The following is a 17,768-nucleotide window of genomic DNA, read 5'->3' on the forward strand; positions in this document are numbered from 1 at the left end:
AAGGAGCATTATGTATTATCAGGTTACAAGTGGCACTGTTCTTGGCGTAGAAGGAATTCTTGTGCGCGTAGAAGCGGATGCCAGCAATGGCATGCCTTATTTTACGATGGTGGGCTATTTATCCTCCGAAGTAAAAGAAGCGAAAGAACGGGTGATATCCGCTTTACGAGCGGTATCCTTCACCCTTCCGCCAAAGCGGATTACGATCAATCTATCACCTGCTGATCTGCGAAAGGCAGGTTCTTCTTTTGATTTTCCCATTGCGTTGGCAATTTTAGGAAGCTTTCAGGTCTTTCATGGAGATGAGTTAAAGAATGCTTTCCTGGCTGGAGAATTGAGCCTGGAGGGGCGTATTCGACCGGTCAAAGGTCTGCTTCCTATGATATTGGAGGCTAAAAGAAGAGGCATGAAGCGATGCTATGTGCCAAGGGAGAATGAAAAAGAGCTGGTTGGTGTTCAGGGAATTGATATTTATTTAGTTTCTACATTGGCAGAGATGCTGAATTATCTAAGTGGCAGGTGTTCCCTGCCAAAAGTCGTTACAAAAACATTCTATGAGGACAGACGTCCCAATTATCCAGATTTTTCAGAAGTAAAAGGACAATATCAGATAAAAAGAGCGTTGGAGATTGCCGCCGCAGGCAGGCATAATGTTCTGATGATCGGACCGGCCGGCTGTGGAAAATCCATGCTTGCCAGGTGTCTGCTTGGGGTGATTCCACCGCTGGATCAGGATGAACTACAGGAAGTTTATGCTATATACAGTGCCAGAGGAATAGCCTATGATAATGGAAATTATCCACCGGTGAGAAATCCGCATCATACCGTATCACCGTCTGCCTTTTTGGGAGGAGGTGTTCATTTGCATGCTGGGGAAATTACATTGGCACATCGGGGAATTCTTCTATTGGACGAATTGGCCGAATTCAAAAGAAGCTGTCTGGAGGGCCTGCGGGAGCCGATGGAAAACCAGAACATTGCCATTAGCCGATCCGGTCGGCAGTTTTTATTTCCTTCGGATATTATGGTGGTAGCAACAGCAAATCCCTGTCCATGCGGCCATTATCCAGATCGTAGCAGATGTACCTGTACTCCGTTAGAACGAAAAAGATATTTGCGAAAGCTCAGTCGTCCATTGATGGAACGATTTGATATGATTTTATGGGCATCTAACGTAGATTTTTCGGATTTTGAGAGAAAATCTGAGCATTCAGATGTGATTGCCAGTCGTATTTTATATGGAAGAAAAAGACAGAAAGAGCGTTATTGCCAGGAAAAATTCCATTATAACAGTCGGATTCCAACAGAACGAATGGAAGAAATCTGTCAAATGGATGAAGAGACAAAACAGTTTGTCAGCCGGATTTTTCATGAGAAAGAATTATCCATGAGAGAATTCCATCATATGCTGAAAGTAGCACTGACCATTGCAGATTTAGAAGGAACGGATGAAATCGGAATTGGTCATATCGCAGAAGCAGCAAACTATTATGTTCGGCGGGAGGAGGAAGAAGGATGACGGAAGAAGAACGGTTATATATGCACTGGTTTTGCTTTCTGGCAAAAATGCCTTATCGAAAGAAACGGGAGTTGCTCTGGATGCATTTTTCTCCTAAAAGAATGTTTCACATGGAGAAAAAAGAATGCTTAAAATATTTTCGTGAAAGTGAACTGGAGCCTTTTTGGAACAGTCGAAATCTGGACAGAGCCAAATGGGAGATGGAATGGCTGAAGAAACATCATGGATGGACGGTATTTTGGAATGAGGAACACTATCCATCTAAGCTTAAGGAGATTCCTGACTATCCCCTGGGCCTGTATGGCAAGGGCAGGCTTCCCAGGGAGGAGACACTAAGCATTGCTATGGTGGGAGCCAGAGATGCCACTCCGTATGGCATTCAGGCGGCAGAATACTTTGCACGGGAACTGGCATCCATAGATATTCAGATTATCAGCGGATTGGCCAGAGGCATTGACGGGCACAGCCATAAAGCGGCATTAACTACAGGGTATACGCTAGGGGTTTTGGGCTGTGGTCTGGATACTCAGTATCCAAGAAGCAATGGATACCTTTATGATCAGATGGAGGAAAAGGGCGGAATACTGACCGAATATCCGATTGGGACCAAGCCTTTATCGATTCATTTTCCTTCCAGAAATCGTATTATCAGTGGATTATCGGATGGAATTTTTGTGATCGAAGCGCGAAAAAGAAGTGGGTCTCTGATTACCGTGGATCTGGCACTGGATCAAGGGAGGGAGATTTTTGCACTTTCAGGACGTTATTATGACACTTTAAGTAGTGGGTGCATGGATTTGATTCAAAAGGGAGCAAAGCTGGTCTACACACCGGAGGATATACTGGAGGAATTTGGTATTTTACGTAAAAATCTTGTGAAAAATATATCAAATAAAAAAATTTCTCTTGCGAAGAAAGAAAAATTAGTGTATGATTGTCTACGTTTAGAACCTAGACATATTGATGAAATTGTGAACGAATGTCAGATGCCGGTGTCTGAAGTACTTTCTATTCTTACCGTATTGGAAATGAAGCACTGCATCAGACAGACGGACAAGAATTGCTATAGAATGAATGATTAAGTAAGGGAGTGTAGTCTGAACATGCCAAAATACCTAGTGATTGTGGAATCTCCTGCGAAGGCGAAGACGATTCAGAAGTTTTTAGGCAAGAATTATAATGTGATTGCTTCAAATGGCCACGTAAGAGATTTACCGAAGAGTACGCTTGGAATCGATATAGAAAATGATTTTGAGCCTAAATATATAACCATCCGAGGAAAGGGAGAGATTCTGGCAGCTTTGAGAAAAGAAGTAAAGAAAGCGGATAAAGTCTATCTCGCAACTGACCCGGACCGGGAAGGAGAAGCGATTTCGTGGCATTTATACCATGCACTTAAGCTGGAAAATAAAAAATGCAGCCGTATCACATTTAACGAAATTACAAAAAATGCAGTAAAAGCTTCTATTAAACAGGCTCGCGATATCGATATGAATCTGGTAGATGCTCAACAGGCAAGAAGGGTATTGGATCGTTTGGTGGGCTATGAGATCAGTCCTCTTCTGTGGGCTAAGATTAAGAGGGGCTTAAGTGCCGGACGTGTACAGTCTGTGGCACTAAGACTGATTTGTGACAGAGAAGAGGAGATCAACGCATTTATTCCACAGGAATATTGGACGTTGAGTGCGAATTTAAAGGTGGAAGGCAGCAAAAAGCCTTTGATTGCGAAGTTTTCCGGAGACAAAGATGGGAAGATTGAGATTTCATCCAAGGAACAGTTAGATGAGATTACGAAAAAGATCGATGGCGCTTCTTTTGTCATTACAGATATTAAAAAGGGCGAACGGACCAAAAAGCCTCCACTTCCATTTACCACCAGTACCATGCAACAGGATGCAGGACGTAAGTTAAATTTTGCGACTCAAAAGACGATGCGGATTGCTCAGCAGCTATACGAAGGTGTGGAGATTAAAGGAAGAGGCTCTATTGGTCTGATTACTTACCTGCGTACGGATTCTGTTCGTATCTCAGAAGAGGCAGATCAGGCAGCGAGAACTTACATTGGAGAAACTTATGGCGAAGAATACGTAAGTGCAGCGCCAAAGGAAAAAGAAGATAAAAAGCGTATCCAGGATGCCCATGAGGCCATCCGACCAACGGATATGTCATTGACGCCGGTCAAAGTAAAGGAACAGCTCTCAAGAGATCAGTTCCGACTGTATCAGCTGATCTGGAATCGCTTTTTAGCCAGCAGAATGAATCCTGCCAAATATGAGACAACATCGGTAAAGATCGATGTGAATGGATATCGTTTTCATGTATCTGCTTCTAAGCAGAGCTTTGATGGATTTTTAGCGGTTTATAATATCGACAATGAAAAGAGCGAGAATAATACACTGTTAAAGTCTATTGATCAGGATACAAAGCTGGAACTTTTGGATTTTGCCAAAGATCAGCATTTTACACAGCCACCAGCACATTATACCGAGGCACTGTTAGTAAAAACTCTGGAGGAACTGGGAATTGGGCGTCCAAGTACCTACGCACCGACCATTGCCACGATCATTTCTAGACGTTATGTGACAAAAGAGAAGAAGAATTTGTATGTGACAGAGTTGGGAGAAGCGGTAAATAATATGATGAAGCAGGCCTTTCCTGCTATTGTGGATGTGAACTTTACGGCTAATCTGGAGATGCTTCTGGATAAGGTAGAAGATGGTGGTATTGCATGGAAGACAGTTGTCCGCAATTTCTATCCGGATTTTGAAGAGGCACTAAAGGCGGCTCAGGAAGAACTGGAGAAAGTGGAGATCGCAGATGAGGTTACCGATGTGGTATGCGAAGAATGTGGGAGAAATATGGTCATCAAGTATGGACCATATGGAAAGTTCTTAGCATGTCCAGGATTTCCAGATTGCAGAAATACAAAGCCTCATTATGAAAAAATCGGCGTTCCATGTCCACTTTGTGGCAAGGAGGTTGTTCTTAAGAAAACGAAAAAAGGCCGTAAGTTTTATGGTTGTGAGGACAATCCGGATTGTGAATTTATGTCATGGGCAAAGCCATCCAAGGAAGTATGTCCAAAATGTGGAAAATACATGGTGGAAAAAGGCAAGAAGCTGATGTGCTCTGATAGTGCCTGTGGTTATGTATGCGATAAGCCAAAAGAAGAAAATTAATTGAATTTTCTGAAAAATTGTGTTAGTATAGGGAAAGAGATGTTAAGTTAATTGAATTTTCTAAATTTCCGCAGGGGGTCTCGAAAGTGAGCGTACAACTATTAGACAAGACAAGAAAAATAAATAAGTTGCTCCATAACAACAATTCACAAAAGGTAGTGTTCAATGATATATGTGAAGTGCTTGGAGATATATTAGATTCCAACGTGTTGGTCATCAGTAAGAAGGGAAAGGTTCTTGGGGTATATAACCGCAAGGGAGTTCCGGTCATTGGAGAACTGATCTACAATGAGGTAGGAAAGTATATCGATTCTATGCTGAATGAACGTCTGCTAGGCGTGTTATCTACAAAGGAAAATGTCAATCTGGCAACACTTGGGTTTGAAGAGGATGACATTAATGGATGTAAGGCATTGATTACACCAATTGATATTGCCGGAGAGCGACTGGGAAGTCTGTTCATGTATCGCCACGACTGTGAGTATGATATTGATGACATTATTCTTGGTGAATATGGAACTACCGTGGTTGGGCTGGAGATGATGCGTTCCGTAAATGAAGAGAACGCCGAAGAATCCCGCAAGGTGGCAATTGTAAAATCCGCCATCAGTACGTTATCCTTTTCAGAGCTTGAAGCCATTACGCATATCTTCGATGAGTTGAATGGCACGGAAGGAATTCTAGTGGCGAGCAAGATTGCAGATCGTGTGGGAATTACCCGTTCGGTCATTGTCAATGCTCTTCGAAAGTTTGAAAGTGCCGGGGTCATTGAATCCAGATCCTCTGGTATGAAAGGAACCTATATTAAAGTATTAAATGATGTAGTATTTTCAGAAATTAAAAAATTAAAAGATAAATAATAAGAAATCTCCAGTCTGATCATAGCACTCAGGTTGGAGTTTTTTCTTACATAAAAATAGATTCAGAATATTTGCAAAAAGCCCCTTGCATAGTGCAGGGTGGATATGATATACTATCCGAGGTAAAAAATAAACACGCTATCTGTAATCTGACCGGTGCCAAAAGGTGGTCAGAGGTTTCGGATAGGGGAAGATTAACAAAATGGAGGAAAAACAATGAGCGTTATTTCAATGAAACAGTTATTAGAAGCAGGTGTACACTTTGGTCACCAGACAAGAAGATGGAACCCTAAAATGGCTCCTTACATCTACACAGAACGTAATGGTATCTACATCATCGACTTACAGAAATCTGTAGGAATGGTTGACGATGCTTACAATGCAGTAAAAGATTGTGTAGCGAACGGAGGAAAGATTCTTTTCGTTGGTACAAAGAAACAGGCACAGGATTCTATTAAAGCAGAAGCAGAACGCTGTGGTATGTTCTACGTAAACCAGAGATGGTTAGGTGGAATGTTAACAAACTTCAAAACAATCCAGAGCAGAATCGCACAGTTAAAGAGAATCGAAGCTATGCAGGAAGATGGAACTTTTGATGTTTTACCTAAGAAAGAAGTCATTGAATTAAAGAAACAGATGGAAAAACTGGAAAAGAACTTAGGCGGAATTAAAGATATGAAAGAAATTCCTGATATGATCTTCGTAGTTGATCCAAGAAAAGAAAGAATCTGTATTCAGGAAGCACATGCATTAGGAATCCCACTTGTTGGTATTGCTGATACAAACTGTGATCCAGAAGAATTAGATTACGTAATCCCAGGTAACGATGATGCCATCAGAGCTGTAAAATTAATCGTTTCTAAAATGGCAGATGCTGTAATCGAAGCAAACCAGGGTGCAGATGCAGAAGCTGAAGCGGAAGAAGTAGTAGCAGAAGACGCTGAATAATTATTGATACGGAGGATAACATCATGGCTATCACAGCAAAAATGGTAAAAGAATTAAGAGATATGACTGGTGCAGGAATGATGGACTGCAAGAAAGCTCTTACAAATACAGATGGTGATATGGATGCAGCTGTTGAATACTTAAGAGAAAATGGCTTAGCAAAAGCAGCAAAAAAAGCTGGACGTATCGCAGCTGAAGGTATTGTAAAAACTGTTGTTTCTGAAGATGAAACAAAAGCAGCGCTTGTTGAAGTTAACTCTGAAACAGACTTCGTTGCTAAAAATGCTGATTTCCAGGCATATGTAGCAGAAGTTGCTGATCAGGCTTTAACAACAACAGCAGCTGATATCGATGCATTCTTAGCAGAATCTTCTCAGGCTGAAGAAGGAAAAACTGTAAAAGAAGCTTTAGACGGAAAAATCGCTATCATCGGAGAAAACCTTAAAATCAGAAGATTTGAACAGGTTGAAAACAAAGAAGGTTTCGTAGCTTCTTACACTCATATGGGTGGAAAAATCGGTGTATTAGTTAGCGTAACAACAGATGTTGTAAACGATGCTGTTAAAGAAATGGCTAAGAACATCGCTATGCAGGTTGCAGCTTTAAATCCTAAATACACAGACCGCAGCGAAGTAAGTGCAGAATACATCGCACATGAAGAAGAAGTTCTTTTAGCTCAGATTGAAAACGATCCTAAAGAATCTCAGAAACCTGAAAAAGTAAAACAGGGTATGGTAAAAGGACGTATCAACAAAGAATTAAAAGAAATCTGCTTAATGGATCAGGTTTACGTAAAAGCAGAAGACGGAAAACAGATCGTTTCTAAATACGTAGCAGAAGTTGCAAAAGCAAACAGTGCTAAGATTGCTGTAAAAGGATTTGTTCGTTTCGAAACTGGTGAAGGTATCGAAAAGAAACAGGAAGATTTTGCAGCAGAAGTTGCAGCTCAGATGAAATAAATCAGTAATTGTTCTGATTTATAAAAAGACTAATAAATCATTGATAAATGGCTTAAAATAAGGATTTTTACATTGTTTGCAGTATAACATATTATACTCAAGCATAAATTGAATTATCTTCTGATAAGTTTACGCAATTTAGCAGTCATTAATCAAATTTATAGTGTTCAAAACTTATGTATATTAAAAATTAAAATTAATACTCATTGAAATAAAAGGTAGGTAATAGTGTTATCTGCCTTTTATTTTTTTGTGTGCGCCCGGCGAGCGCACGTTCTAACGAGTGAAAGTCGTGTGTTCTGCAAGCTGTTATCAGCTTGCCAGTGAAAGTCTGGTCAAGGTAATCGCCAGTGAGCCTTGTAGCGAACCTCCAATGCTTTTGGGTGACCGATTGTGTTGAAGCGAGGTATGCCTGTGAGAAACAGGTGCAAAATAGCAGTCCGTAACATAAAGTGAATCCTGTAGCATCGTTACGTTAGCCCTGTAAGGGGACAAGAGGGAGTCGAGTCACTGACTTTCTGACGAAGACCATGGAAGATGTGAAGATACTGGAGTACAGCATTGAAGAACCCTTCGGTGTAGAGGGGCGGAATGTTATGAAAGTTGATAACGGAACAGAAGAGATTTCATATCATCATATAACCACAAGTATGTAACTGAGGATATAAGCACGCATGCGAAATTTCTTGGGAAGTGGTATGAGAAGTCGGAAGAGCCCATAGTATCTATGAACTATTGGTAAGAAAAACAATAGGAGAAAAGGGGCTCTGCTTTAATCATGATTAACGGGAAGGTAAGGGATAGTGCATGCCAAATATTGGACAACAACACTCAATTGAAAAACCACGACAACTTCAACGTAATCTATACCTGGCAGCCAAAAAGGATAAGCAACGCAGATTTCATGCGTTGTATGACCGTATCTTTCGCCTGGATATTTTGTGGCGGGCATGGAAAGAAGTGCGAGAAAACAAGGGGAGTGCTGGGATCGACGGCATTACCTTCGAAATGATTGAGGAATACGGAGTAGAAGAATACTTGTTGGATATTCAAGAGGATTTGCAGAATAAGAAATACAGACCTAAGCCGGTAAAGAGAGTATACATTCCAAAACCGGATGGGAAGCAAAGACCATTGGGAATACCGACTATTAGAGACAGGATTGTGCAACAAGCCTGTAAGATAGTGATAGAACCTGTCTTTGAAGCAAACTTTCTAGATAGTTCTTATGGATTTCGCCCTAAAAGAGATGCAAAACAGGCTACAGAAAAAGTGAAAAAAGAATTGTATAAAAACTGGTATGTAGTAGATGCAGACATACAGGGATACTTTGACAACATCAATCATGAAATACTACTGGGATTATTAAATCGTCGAATCAGTGATAGAAGGGTCATTAAGTTATGCAGACAGTGGTTACAAGCAGGAGTCATTGAAAATGGAAAATATTATCCAACGGAAAAAGGTTCACCGCAAGGAGGAGTTATTAGTCCGCTACTAGCGAATATTTATCTCCATGTATTAGATTCTTACTGGGAAAACCACAAGGAATTGGGTGCTATAGTCGGATATGCAGATGATGCAGTGATTGTATGCAGAACAAGAAAGGATGCAGAGATAGCATTTGAACATCTGAAAAGAATAATGGAAAGACTGAAACTGACATTGAATCCGCAGAAAACAAAGATTGTAGATATGAATAAGGAGAGCTTTGACTTTCTTGGATTCCGTTATCAGAAGTTTGGTAAAACTAAATGTGGACGGAAGTTACCTTACATGATGCCAAGTAAAAAGGCGATGAAAAAAGTAAAGGATGCAATCAGAGTTATCACTTGCAGAAAATCAGCCTATGAGGGTCTGGAGCAAAAAGTGGAGAAATTAAATCCGCTCATAAGAGGATGGAGAAACTACTTTCAGCATGGAAACTCAACAAAACGGTTTAAACAGCTTGATGAATACGTGTGGATGAAGCTATGGAGACGGGTGTATTACAGGCGAAAACAGAAGAAATACAGAGGGCATGTGCTGTATGGATTTCGGAAGTGGTATGCTAACAGTGGAATAGAGTACTTTTATTATCCAAATAAGAAAAGATATGAGACAGTCTTTTGAATGCTGTAGGAAGAAGATTATCGGAAAGCCGTGTGAGGGAGAACCTCATGCACGGTTTGAGGTGGCAGGCGATGGAAACGGAAATTACCGCGCCATCGCTTGACCCTACCCGAATCCGCCCGGCAGTGGGAAGGATATAGCCGAACAGCAAGGACGTCACCGTGAGGTGGGGTCTGAAGGAGGCTGCAGGCAAACCGCTGACCCGACGAACAGAAATCTCATTAGGCTATGAAACGCGGATGAGGTCGCTCAACAGACAAAAGTCCAATAACTGCACGGAGCGTGAATAGTAGATGAGGCGTGGTATAAGCGGGAAAGAACGTGTGAGTACCCGGGGAGGTTTTACGGACAGGAGCAATACGATATAACATTCGAGTTCCTGGTCGAAAAAGGTTTATCGTGAGAAGTCTATGTTAACCGTGTTCCGGAACATAAAGCAAATTGGTATTTACCAATGGCGTTGAGATTGAATCTGGTAGCAATTTGTCTGAATAGAGTTGAGCGTAGGAGAAAGAAGGGAAAACATGGGTAAATATGATTCTTTGTGGAAATATATCGCAGAGCAGGATAATGATAGGATAAAACTCTCATTTAGTGAAATCGAGCAGATTTCAGGTGTGGAGCTTAACCATTCCTTTTTGAACTGAGAGCCTTAATCTCAATCGTGTTCTTTGATATGTAGAAAAGGAACAACAGGTTGTTACTCTTACAGCTGCTATAATGCATATTGTCTACGATATGGTTGCCCAGAATGTAAAGACTCCATTTATCAGTATTCCTGAGAGAGACGCAGATGATGCTTGAACCTTTGGATGAGACTACCAGAGATACATTACAGACAGCATTTAATGCCTTGATTCAGACGCCATCCTGGCATTTCGTGTTAAGCCCTGTGGATTTAGATGGAGTTGCGGTGTTGACAGCTAAAAATGGATTTTCTTTAATTGATGTTGAGGTATTTGTTGGGATAATAGCAATTTGCATTATACTAATAGCAAGGAACGTTTGGAAAAAGGAAACAAAATAAAAATTTTAGGATCAGACCAGAACTTGCAATAGGTTCTGGTCTTATTGTTTGCGCGCCATGGGCGCGCTCTAACGGGTGAAAGTCCCGAACACGCCTAGGCAACGAGGAAGTGTATAGCCGAACAGCAAGGGTGTCCATCGTGAGGTGGAATCTGAAGGAAGCTGTAAGCAAACTCTTGGTCCGACGGACAGAAATCACATATAAGGCTCGGAAATACGGATAAGTCTGCAAAAGGAGATGAAGTCCAAAAGTTGCTGGAAGTACGAGTAAATGTGGCGGATAGATGAGAGGAAAGAGCGTGCACCTTAAGCGTGGAGGTCTCACAGAGGTATCATCAGCCTAGTAACAACGAACTGTGAGAAATCAGCCGAGCCCATAGTAGTGAAGAAGTCTCTGTAATGGGGATGGAGTGAAGGGGCGAACAATCAATCAGTTTGAGTATGTCTCGTATTGCAGAAATGACAACATCTGCCGTAACCAATCGGGTAAAAGATGGTCAAATCAAGCGAGACGGAAAGGAAAGAACGCATGGACACAAGTAATCTAATGGAGCAGATATTATCTAGTGATAATCTCAACAGAGCATATCTGCAAGTCGTACGAAACAAAGGTGCAGAGGGAGTGGACGGAATGAAGTACACAGAACTCAAGGAACATCTTGCAAAGAACGGCGAAATCATCAAGGAACAGTTGAGGACAAGAAAATACAAACCTCAACCAGTACGAAGAGTGGAGATACCAAAGCCTGATGGTGGTGTCAGAAACCTAGGAGTACCAACGGTAACAGACAGATTTGTACAACAAGCCATTGCACAGGTACTAACACCAATCTATGAGGAACAATTCCATGACCACAGTTATGGATTCAGACCGAATAGGTGTGCACAACAAGCAATCCTAACAGCACTTGATATGATGAATGATGGTAATGATTGGATTGTAGACATTGACTTGGAAAAGTTCTTTGACACAGTAAATCATGACAAGCTGATGACCTTAATTGGAAGAACAATCAAGGATGGAGATGTCATCTCCATTGTGAGAAAGTATCTTGTCAGTGGAATTATGATTGATGATGAGTATGAAGACTCTGTAATAGGAACACCGCAAGGAGGAAATCTTTCTCCGCTATTAGCGAATATCATGCTCAATGAACTTGACAAAGAAATGGAAAAGCGAGGGCTCAATTTCGCGAGATATGCGGATGACTGTATCATTATGGTTGGGAGTGAAATGTCTGCAAATCGAGTAATGAGAAATATCTCTCGATTCATTGAGGAGAAACTAGGGCTTAAGGTCAACATGACAAAGAGTAAAGTGGATAAACCGCAAGGACTCAAATACCTTGGATTTGGATTCTATTTTGATTCAAGAGCACACCAATACAAGGCGAAGCCACATGCAAAATCAGTTGAGAAATTCAAGAAGAGGATGAAGGAACTCACCTGTCGTAGCTGGGGTGTAAGCAACAGCTACAAAGTGGAGAAACTCAATCAACTTATCAGAGGATGGGTTAACTACTTCAAGATAGGGAGTATGAAACATCTGTGCAGAGAAATGGATAAACATATCCGATTCAGACTTCGTATGTGTATATGGAAACAATGGAAAACACCACAAAACAGGGCAAAGAATTTAATGAAACTAGGCGTGCCCCAATGGGCAGCAAAGCGAACATCCTACGCTAAAGGGTTCGCAAGAGTATGTCGAGGTTCAGATGTATGCCAAGCTATAAGCAATAAGAGACTAACCTCATTCGGATTAGTCTCAATGTTAGATTACTACACCGAAAGGTGTGTTACTTGTTAAGTTGATTGAACCGCCGTGTACCGAACGGTACGCACGGTGGTGTGAGAGGTCGGAATTTCTCAATCAAGAGAAATTCCTCCTACTCGATTGAAGTTGTATAATAAACATGACATATAGTTGTCGTATTTACTTTGCTATCATAATCATAGCAGTGGCGGTGCCCGAAATCAAAGATTTCGACCGCTGTTGCATGGGATTTGTGACCCAAATCAAAGATTTGGACAAATCTCCAAAGGAGTTTGACAGACCATGAAAATAGACAGATTGATCGGAATCCTTTCCGTACTGCTTCAAAAGGAGAAAACTACTGCACCGGAACTGGCAGAAAGATTTGAGGTTTCCAGAAGAACGATCAACAGAGATATTGAAAATCTTTGCAAGGCAGGGATTCCAATTCAGACATCTCAGGGGGCAGGGGGAGGTATCTCTATCATGGAGGGTTTCTCTATGGATCGCACCCTTTTGACATCGAAAGACATGAAGATGATTCTGGCGGGACTGCGCAGTCTTGACAGTGTGAGCGGGAGCCATTATTACGGACAGCTCATGGAAAAAATAAAGCCGGGTTCATCGGATATTGTTACGGGAAGCGATGCCATTCTTATCGACCTTTCTTCCTGGAATAAGGATGCAATCGCTCCAAAGGTTTCTTTCATTCAGGATGCAATAGAGGCGAGAACAATTCTTGACTTTGATTATTATGCACCGTCCGGAGATACCCACAGGGAAATAGAACCGTATTACCTGATTTTCAAATGGTCAAGCTGGTATGTGTATGGATTTTGTCTGATGAGGCAGGATTTTCGCATGTTTAAGCTGAATCGTATGAGTGAAATCAGATGCATGGAACGGCATTTTGAAATGCGTAATGTACCGGCACCAGACCTGTCAATTGACAGGCTTTATCCTCCTGAGATAAAGGTAAAGGCTATTGTGGAACCCAAGATGAAGTGGCGTTTGATTGAAGAATTTGGGCCGGAGTGTTTTACGGTAAGGGATGATGGTCGACTGTTGTTTTCCGGCTTCTATTCAGATGAAGACAGTTTGCTTGTCTGGCTTCTCACTTTTGGAGATCAAATGAAGCTGCTGGAGCCGGATTTGCTCAAAGAAAAACTCCTGAATATTGCAAATAATATTAAGAAGATTTATGGAGATGATTTGCATGAGTAAGAAAAAAGTATTGTATGTTTTACTGGATGTATCACCTGATTTGGATGTGAAAGAGGCACAGGAACTGGATTTTGATACGCGGCAATGCATGGAAACGGACAAAGTCAGAAGCACTGGATGATTTTGTGAGGAAATCTCACATTGGTTGGCGGGGTGGAACCATTCGTCAAAGACTATGTTTGCCCGGACGGATGTGTGTGCTTTCGTATGAAGGCAATAGGCGTGCTGTATGCAATAGCATATACGCTGAAGATGAGCTATAAGACAGATTACAAAATCCAGGAATTCATTACAAAAGAAAATTTTACATGGGCAGTTCAGACCGCAGAAAAGAAGAAGGGACTGAATTGCTCCGGTGCGGAGTTCATGACCATCGAAGAAGGACTCTGTGTTCAGATTATGCATATCGGACCATTCGATGATGAACCTGAAACCGTAAAAAAGATGGATGCATCTGAATGAATGGCATCTGCTTCTTCTTGAATGGATCAAAAATCGCGAAAACGAGGACAACAAACCATTTCTTATGGAAGGATATAACTGGAAAACCTATGGAGATATGAATATGGTTTTCTGGAAACGCTGTCAGAATGTTTCCGAAGAGGAAGCACTGGAACGTTTCAAAGCTTCCCATGCAAGGGTCATGGAAGCACTGGATACTTTTACACAGGAAGAACTGTTTACCAACACCTATTATCCCTGGGTGGGAGGAAGCTGTATCGGAAGTTATTTCATCAGTACCACCAGCTCGCATTATGACTGGGCCTTGAAGAAGATGAGAGCCCATAAAAAGATTGTAGTTGGAAAGTAAGAAAGACAAACTTGTGCAAGAATTGTCGAGAAGACGGATTGCTGAACGGACAGTTGAAACCAGCTTATAATGTCCAGATCGCTGTGGAGAATTATTTCATCATCCATAGTTATGTGAGCAATGACCGTACCGATTACAATACACTGATCCCTGTTATGGAAAAGACAAAACAGCAGAACAGGCAAAGTATATGGCTCAGTATTCAAAGCTGATTACACCACAGGTATACAGATCTTTGTTTGTCAATACTTTGGATTTATCAAAATTACCTTCTTATGTGTCGGTCAGTGTCCCCATGTACGCTATTTGTGGGAGCAAAGAAGTGAAGGATATGAAACTCTCTTTGAAGTTACTGTCTGAAAATCCACATTGCAAATCGGTGATACTTCAAAAGGCAAATCACGATTTTCCGATGAGGAACGCTGAAGAACTAAACAAAATATTGGCTGAAATATGCATAAAAACTGTTTAACTGTTTGCTGGATTATTAGCTCAAAGATAAGCTGTTTGGATATTGACTACTATTATGGGAATAGATATACTGGTATTAGTGACCATATGGTCACCAATGGAGGAAATATGCCTACAAGATTGTTTTTTGAATTAAGCACTGATAAAAAAGCACAGATTGTTGATGCGGGAATATCTGAGTTTTCTGAGTATGGGTATGAAAACAGTTCTACTAATCGAATTGTAAAAAAATCTGGAATTAGTAAAGGTAGTCTATTCAAATACTTTCCAACCAAAGAAGATTTATACTTTTTCTTACTTGATACAGTTACAACTGAACTTACTGAATCCTTAGAAAAAGATGCTGCAGCTCTTTCAACAAAATTGTTTCAAAGAGTTATTGAGTATTCTATCTTAGAATTTTCGTGGTATATCAAGAATCCTGAAAAATCAAGATTGGTAATAGGAGCTTTTGCAAAAAGAGATACTGAGATTTATCGAAAGACCATAGAAAGGTACGGCATAATGGAGTCAGATATATATTACAAATTGCTTGAAGAGGTTGATTTGAGCAACTTCCGCTGTGATAGACAGAAAGCGGTTGACATATTGAAATGGTTCCTAAAAGGTTTTAATGAGGATTTCTTGCAACACATTCAAAATAGTAATAGCTCATTTGAATCTTTGCAACGTGAATATGTGCAAAGTTTAACAGAACATATGGAAATATTGGAGAACGGGCTTTGGAAGTAGGAGGCAACTGAAATTATGCTTTGGAATGCAAAAAATGGCAGTGTCCGCATTGGTGATACGGATATGTACTATGTATCTTTTGGAAAGGGAACAGATAATCTAATTATGCTTCCTGGGTTGGGGGACGGATTGACAACAGTTAAGGGAATGATTGCACAATATCTAGCGATTGATTATCCTGACTTAGTTGAGAAACTTGTGTTGGCAGTAACTTTGTCGAAATAAAATGAACTGATACAGAATGTTGTTGGCAATTGGATTTTAATGGCAGAGCATAACGATTATAAAAACCTGATGACTTTAGCAGATTTATCATACAGGCAAAGTCTTGTATATATCATAATGCTTATCCAAGTAAGATATCCATTGATCTATTAATTTCAAGGTGATATTTCCTTTTGTTGGAATTTTGGTATATACATTTCTCCGTGATATGGCAGTAACAAGTTACTATACATAGAAGTATTTTTGTTTTGCAATTATGGGCTGTTCAAGACAGAATATCAAAAGGTTGGCGTTAGCTCTTGGAAAGAAAGGATTTGTCCGTTTGTTGTTAGGAGTGAATAATTCAGTCCTTATAGAATTAACTGACAAAGTCGATCAATATGATAAAGAAAGCGAGAAAAAGAAAAATGTTTATTGTAATAGGTACTTTGCTTGTTATAGTTGGTGCATTAATGATATGGTTGAACATTTCTTATTCACCTGTTAAAAAACAATTTCAAAATGATATAACTGCTCTTTTGAGCGAAAATCGATTATCAGTCGATAATGATATGTTTACAGATAAGGACTTTTCTCATTTACCGACAGTCGTTCAAAAATATATAGAGAATTGCGGTTATATTGGAACACCGAAAATGTCTTATCTGAAAATGGAATATCACAATGTTGATTTTTCGCAGGGTAAAAATGGTCCTACTTTGACAATTGATTATATACAGTACAACTTTATAAGTAAGCCTTGCAGAATGGCACTCATTGACAGCAGTATGTTTGGTATTCCATTCGAGGGCTACGACTACTATCAAAACGGTACGGGCGGCATGAAAGGCGTGATTGCAAAAGTTATTACATTGTTTGACCAAACAGGAGCAGATATGGATAAGGCTTGTTTGGCCACTTTTCTTGCAGAAAGCTTATTCGCTCCCACCATTCTATTGCAGGATTATATTTCATTTGAAGAAATAAGTGATTTTGAAGTGAGAGCAACAATAACTTATGGAGGACAAACGACAAGTGGTATCTTTACCTTCAATGAACAGTATGAAATGATTTCTTTTACCACAAACGACAGAGCTGCTACAGGAACGGACGGGAGTATGGAATATATACCGTGGTCTGCAATTTGCAGTGATTATCAGCTTTATGAAAATGGTATTAAGCACCCTACAAAGTTTAAAGCTGTTTGGAATTATCCCGATGCGGATTTTGTTTACTTTGACGGTATTATCAGTGATGTGGCTTATGGGTATGCTGAATAGAATACAGACCTATAAGGAAATAGTTGCTTTTTGATTGGATTGTTGCTGCACATTTTCTTTCATTGCGCATCATTTCGTATTTGCTACGCTAAGTAGCATAAATGTAATCGGCTGTTTCTTGTGAAATTCCTGCAAAATTGCTATGATAAGCCTGAAAATAAAAAACAAGGGGGACTCAAAAATGAGTTTAGGAGAAAAAATCAGAGAAGAACGAAAGAAAGCAGGTCTTTCGCAGGAGCAGCTTGCTGAAAAGTTAAATGTGTCCAGACAGGCAATTACCAAATGGGAAACTGACAGAGGCATTCCAGATGTTGCCAATCTGATTGCAATCAGTGATGAATTTGGGTTGAGCTTGGACGAGCTGATTAAGGGGGATATTGCTGTAAAAAAGAAAATTATTGCCGATAGCTCTGCTAAGAAGTGGCACATATTGGTTATCGTATACTTAGTGGCTATCGTGGCATATGTTACATATTTCGCAATTTGCCATAAAATTTTAATGATTGGTTTTTTGATTGCAACACTGTTTATGCTGTTCTTTGAACTGAGAATTTTTATTAAAGAGAAAATATATCGTCAGGGCAAAGAAACAGCGACAATATAAGCAAAATTGGAAACTAGAAATTTACCGAATGTGCATATGAAGTGAAATAATAAATAGTACAAAAACAGTATTTAAATATGAAA

General features: G+C 40.2%; 17 protein-coding genes and 1 pseudogene. All 18 read left to right on the top strand.

Features of this window, described 5'->3' with window-relative positions; all coding sequences use genetic code 11:
• The first annotated feature begins 10 nt into the window (after positions 1 to 10).
• The 18 genes and pseudogenes from BHF69_RS04035 (at position 11) to BHF69_RS04115 (ending at position 17,685) form a co-directional block, all read left to right on the top strand.
• The gene (locus BHF69_RS04035; RefSeq protein ID WP_075669780.1) at positions 11 to 1,519 is read left to right on the top strand and encodes a YifB family Mg chelatase-like AAA ATPase; all 1,509 of its coding nucleotides are present in this window, start codon (positions 11 to 13) and stop codon (positions 1,517 to 1,519) included.
• Positions 1,516 to 2,601: a DNA-processing protein DprA gene (gene dprA / locus BHF69_RS04040; RefSeq protein WP_075669781.1), complete on the top strand. Its 1,086-nt coding sequence runs from the start codon at positions 1,516 to 1,518 to the stop codon at positions 2,599 to 2,601. Before BHF69_RS04035 ends, dprA begins: the two co-directional genes overlap by 4 nt.
• Before the next feature lie 21 nt (positions 2,602 to 2,622).
• Positions 2,623 to 4,698, top strand: a complete 2,076-nt coding sequence (topA, locus tag BHF69_RS04045; RefSeq protein ID WP_075669782.1) for a type I DNA topoisomerase — start codon at positions 2,623 to 2,625, stop codon at positions 4,696 to 4,698.
• A gap of 86 nt (positions 4,699 to 4,784) precedes the next feature.
• Complete coding sequence (gene codY / locus BHF69_RS04050; protein WP_075669783.1) at positions 4,785 to 5,558, top strand: GTP-sensing pleiotropic transcriptional regulator CodY; 774 nt, start codon at positions 4,785 to 4,787, stop codon at positions 5,556 to 5,558.
• A 216-nt stretch (positions 5,559 to 5,774) separates the two neighbouring features.
• The gene (gene rpsB, locus BHF69_RS04055; RefSeq protein WP_075669784.1) at positions 5,775 to 6,506 is read left to right on the top strand and encodes a 30S ribosomal protein S2; all 732 of its coding nucleotides are present in this window, start codon (positions 5,775 to 5,777) and stop codon (positions 6,504 to 6,506) included.
• A 23-nt stretch (positions 6,507 to 6,529) separates the two neighbouring features.
• A complete protein-coding gene (tsf, locus tag BHF69_RS04060) occupies positions 6,530 to 7,465 on the top strand; it encodes a translation elongation factor Ts (RefSeq protein ID WP_075669785.1) in 936 nt (311 codons plus the stop codon).
• 807 nt (positions 7,466 to 8,272) lie between these two features.
• A complete protein-coding gene (ltrA, locus tag BHF69_RS04065; RefSeq protein ID WP_075669786.1) occupies positions 8,273 to 9,577 on the top strand; it encodes a group II intron reverse transcriptase/maturase in 1,305 nt (434 codons plus the stop codon).
• A gap of 524 nt (positions 9,578 to 10,101) precedes the next feature.
• Positions 10,102 to 10,224 carry a hypothetical protein gene (locus tag BHF69_RS14545; protein ID WP_278276968.1) on the top strand — a complete coding sequence of 41 codons (123 nt, stop codon included), beginning with the start codon at positions 10,102 to 10,104 and terminating at the stop codon, positions 10,222 to 10,224.
• A gap of 146 nt (positions 10,225 to 10,370) precedes the next feature.
• Positions 10,371 to 10,604, top strand: a complete 234-nt coding sequence (locus BHF69_RS04070) for a hypothetical protein (protein WP_075669787.1) — start codon at positions 10,371 to 10,373, stop codon at positions 10,602 to 10,604.
• 528 nt (positions 10,605 to 11,132) lie between these two features.
• A complete protein-coding gene (ltrA, locus tag BHF69_RS04075) occupies positions 11,133 to 12,413 on the top strand; it encodes a group II intron reverse transcriptase/maturase (RefSeq protein ID WP_158022527.1) in 1,281 nt (426 codons plus the stop codon).
• 249 nt (positions 12,414 to 12,662) lie between these two features.
• Entirely contained in the window at positions 12,663 to 13,583 is a 921-nt protein-coding gene (locus tag BHF69_RS04080) for a helix-turn-helix transcriptional regulator (protein WP_075669788.1), read from the top strand.
• Positions 13,576 to 13,704, top strand: a complete 129-nt coding sequence (locus tag BHF69_RS14550) for a hypothetical protein (RefSeq protein ID WP_278276969.1) — start codon at positions 13,576 to 13,578, stop codon at positions 13,702 to 13,704. Before BHF69_RS04080 ends, BHF69_RS14550 begins: the two co-directional genes overlap by 8 nt.
• A gap of 89 nt (positions 13,705 to 13,793) precedes the next feature.
• A pseudogene (locus BHF69_RS04085) lies at positions 13,794 to 14,033 on the top strand (GyrI-like domain-containing protein); the annotation flags it as partial.
• The gene (locus tag BHF69_RS04090; RefSeq protein WP_075669790.1) at positions 14,032 to 14,394 is read left to right on the top strand and encodes a ClbS/DfsB family four-helix bundle protein; all 363 of its coding nucleotides are present in this window, start codon (positions 14,032 to 14,034) and stop codon (positions 14,392 to 14,394) included. The pseudogene BHF69_RS04085 and the gene BHF69_RS04090, both read left to right, overlap by 2 nt.
• A gap of 579 nt (positions 14,395 to 14,973) precedes the next feature.
• Positions 14,974 to 15,597, top strand: coding sequence for a TetR/AcrR family transcriptional regulator (locus BHF69_RS04100; protein ID WP_075669792.1), 624 nt, complete (start codon positions 14,974 to 14,976; stop codon positions 15,595 to 15,597).
• A gap of 15 nt (positions 15,598 to 15,612) precedes the next feature.
• Entirely contained in the window at positions 15,613 to 15,822 is a 210-nt protein-coding gene (locus tag BHF69_RS04105) for an alpha/beta fold hydrolase (protein ID WP_075669793.1), read from the top strand.
• Positions 15,823 to 16,202: 380 nt separating this feature from the next.
• Positions 16,203 to 17,081: a DUF6920 family protein gene (locus BHF69_RS04110; protein WP_202816991.1), complete on the top strand. Its 879-nt coding sequence runs from the start codon at positions 16,203 to 16,205 to the stop codon at positions 17,079 to 17,081.
• 181 nt (positions 17,082 to 17,262) lie between these two features.
• Entirely contained in the window at positions 17,263 to 17,685 is a 423-nt protein-coding gene (locus BHF69_RS04115) for a helix-turn-helix domain-containing protein (protein WP_075669795.1), read from the top strand.
• Positions 17,686 to 17,768 lie beyond the last annotated feature (83 nt).

The organism is Anaerostipes sp. 992a (genome assembly GCF_001940245.1).
GTDB lineage: Bacteria > Bacillota > Clostridia > Lachnospirales > Lachnospiraceae > Fimousia.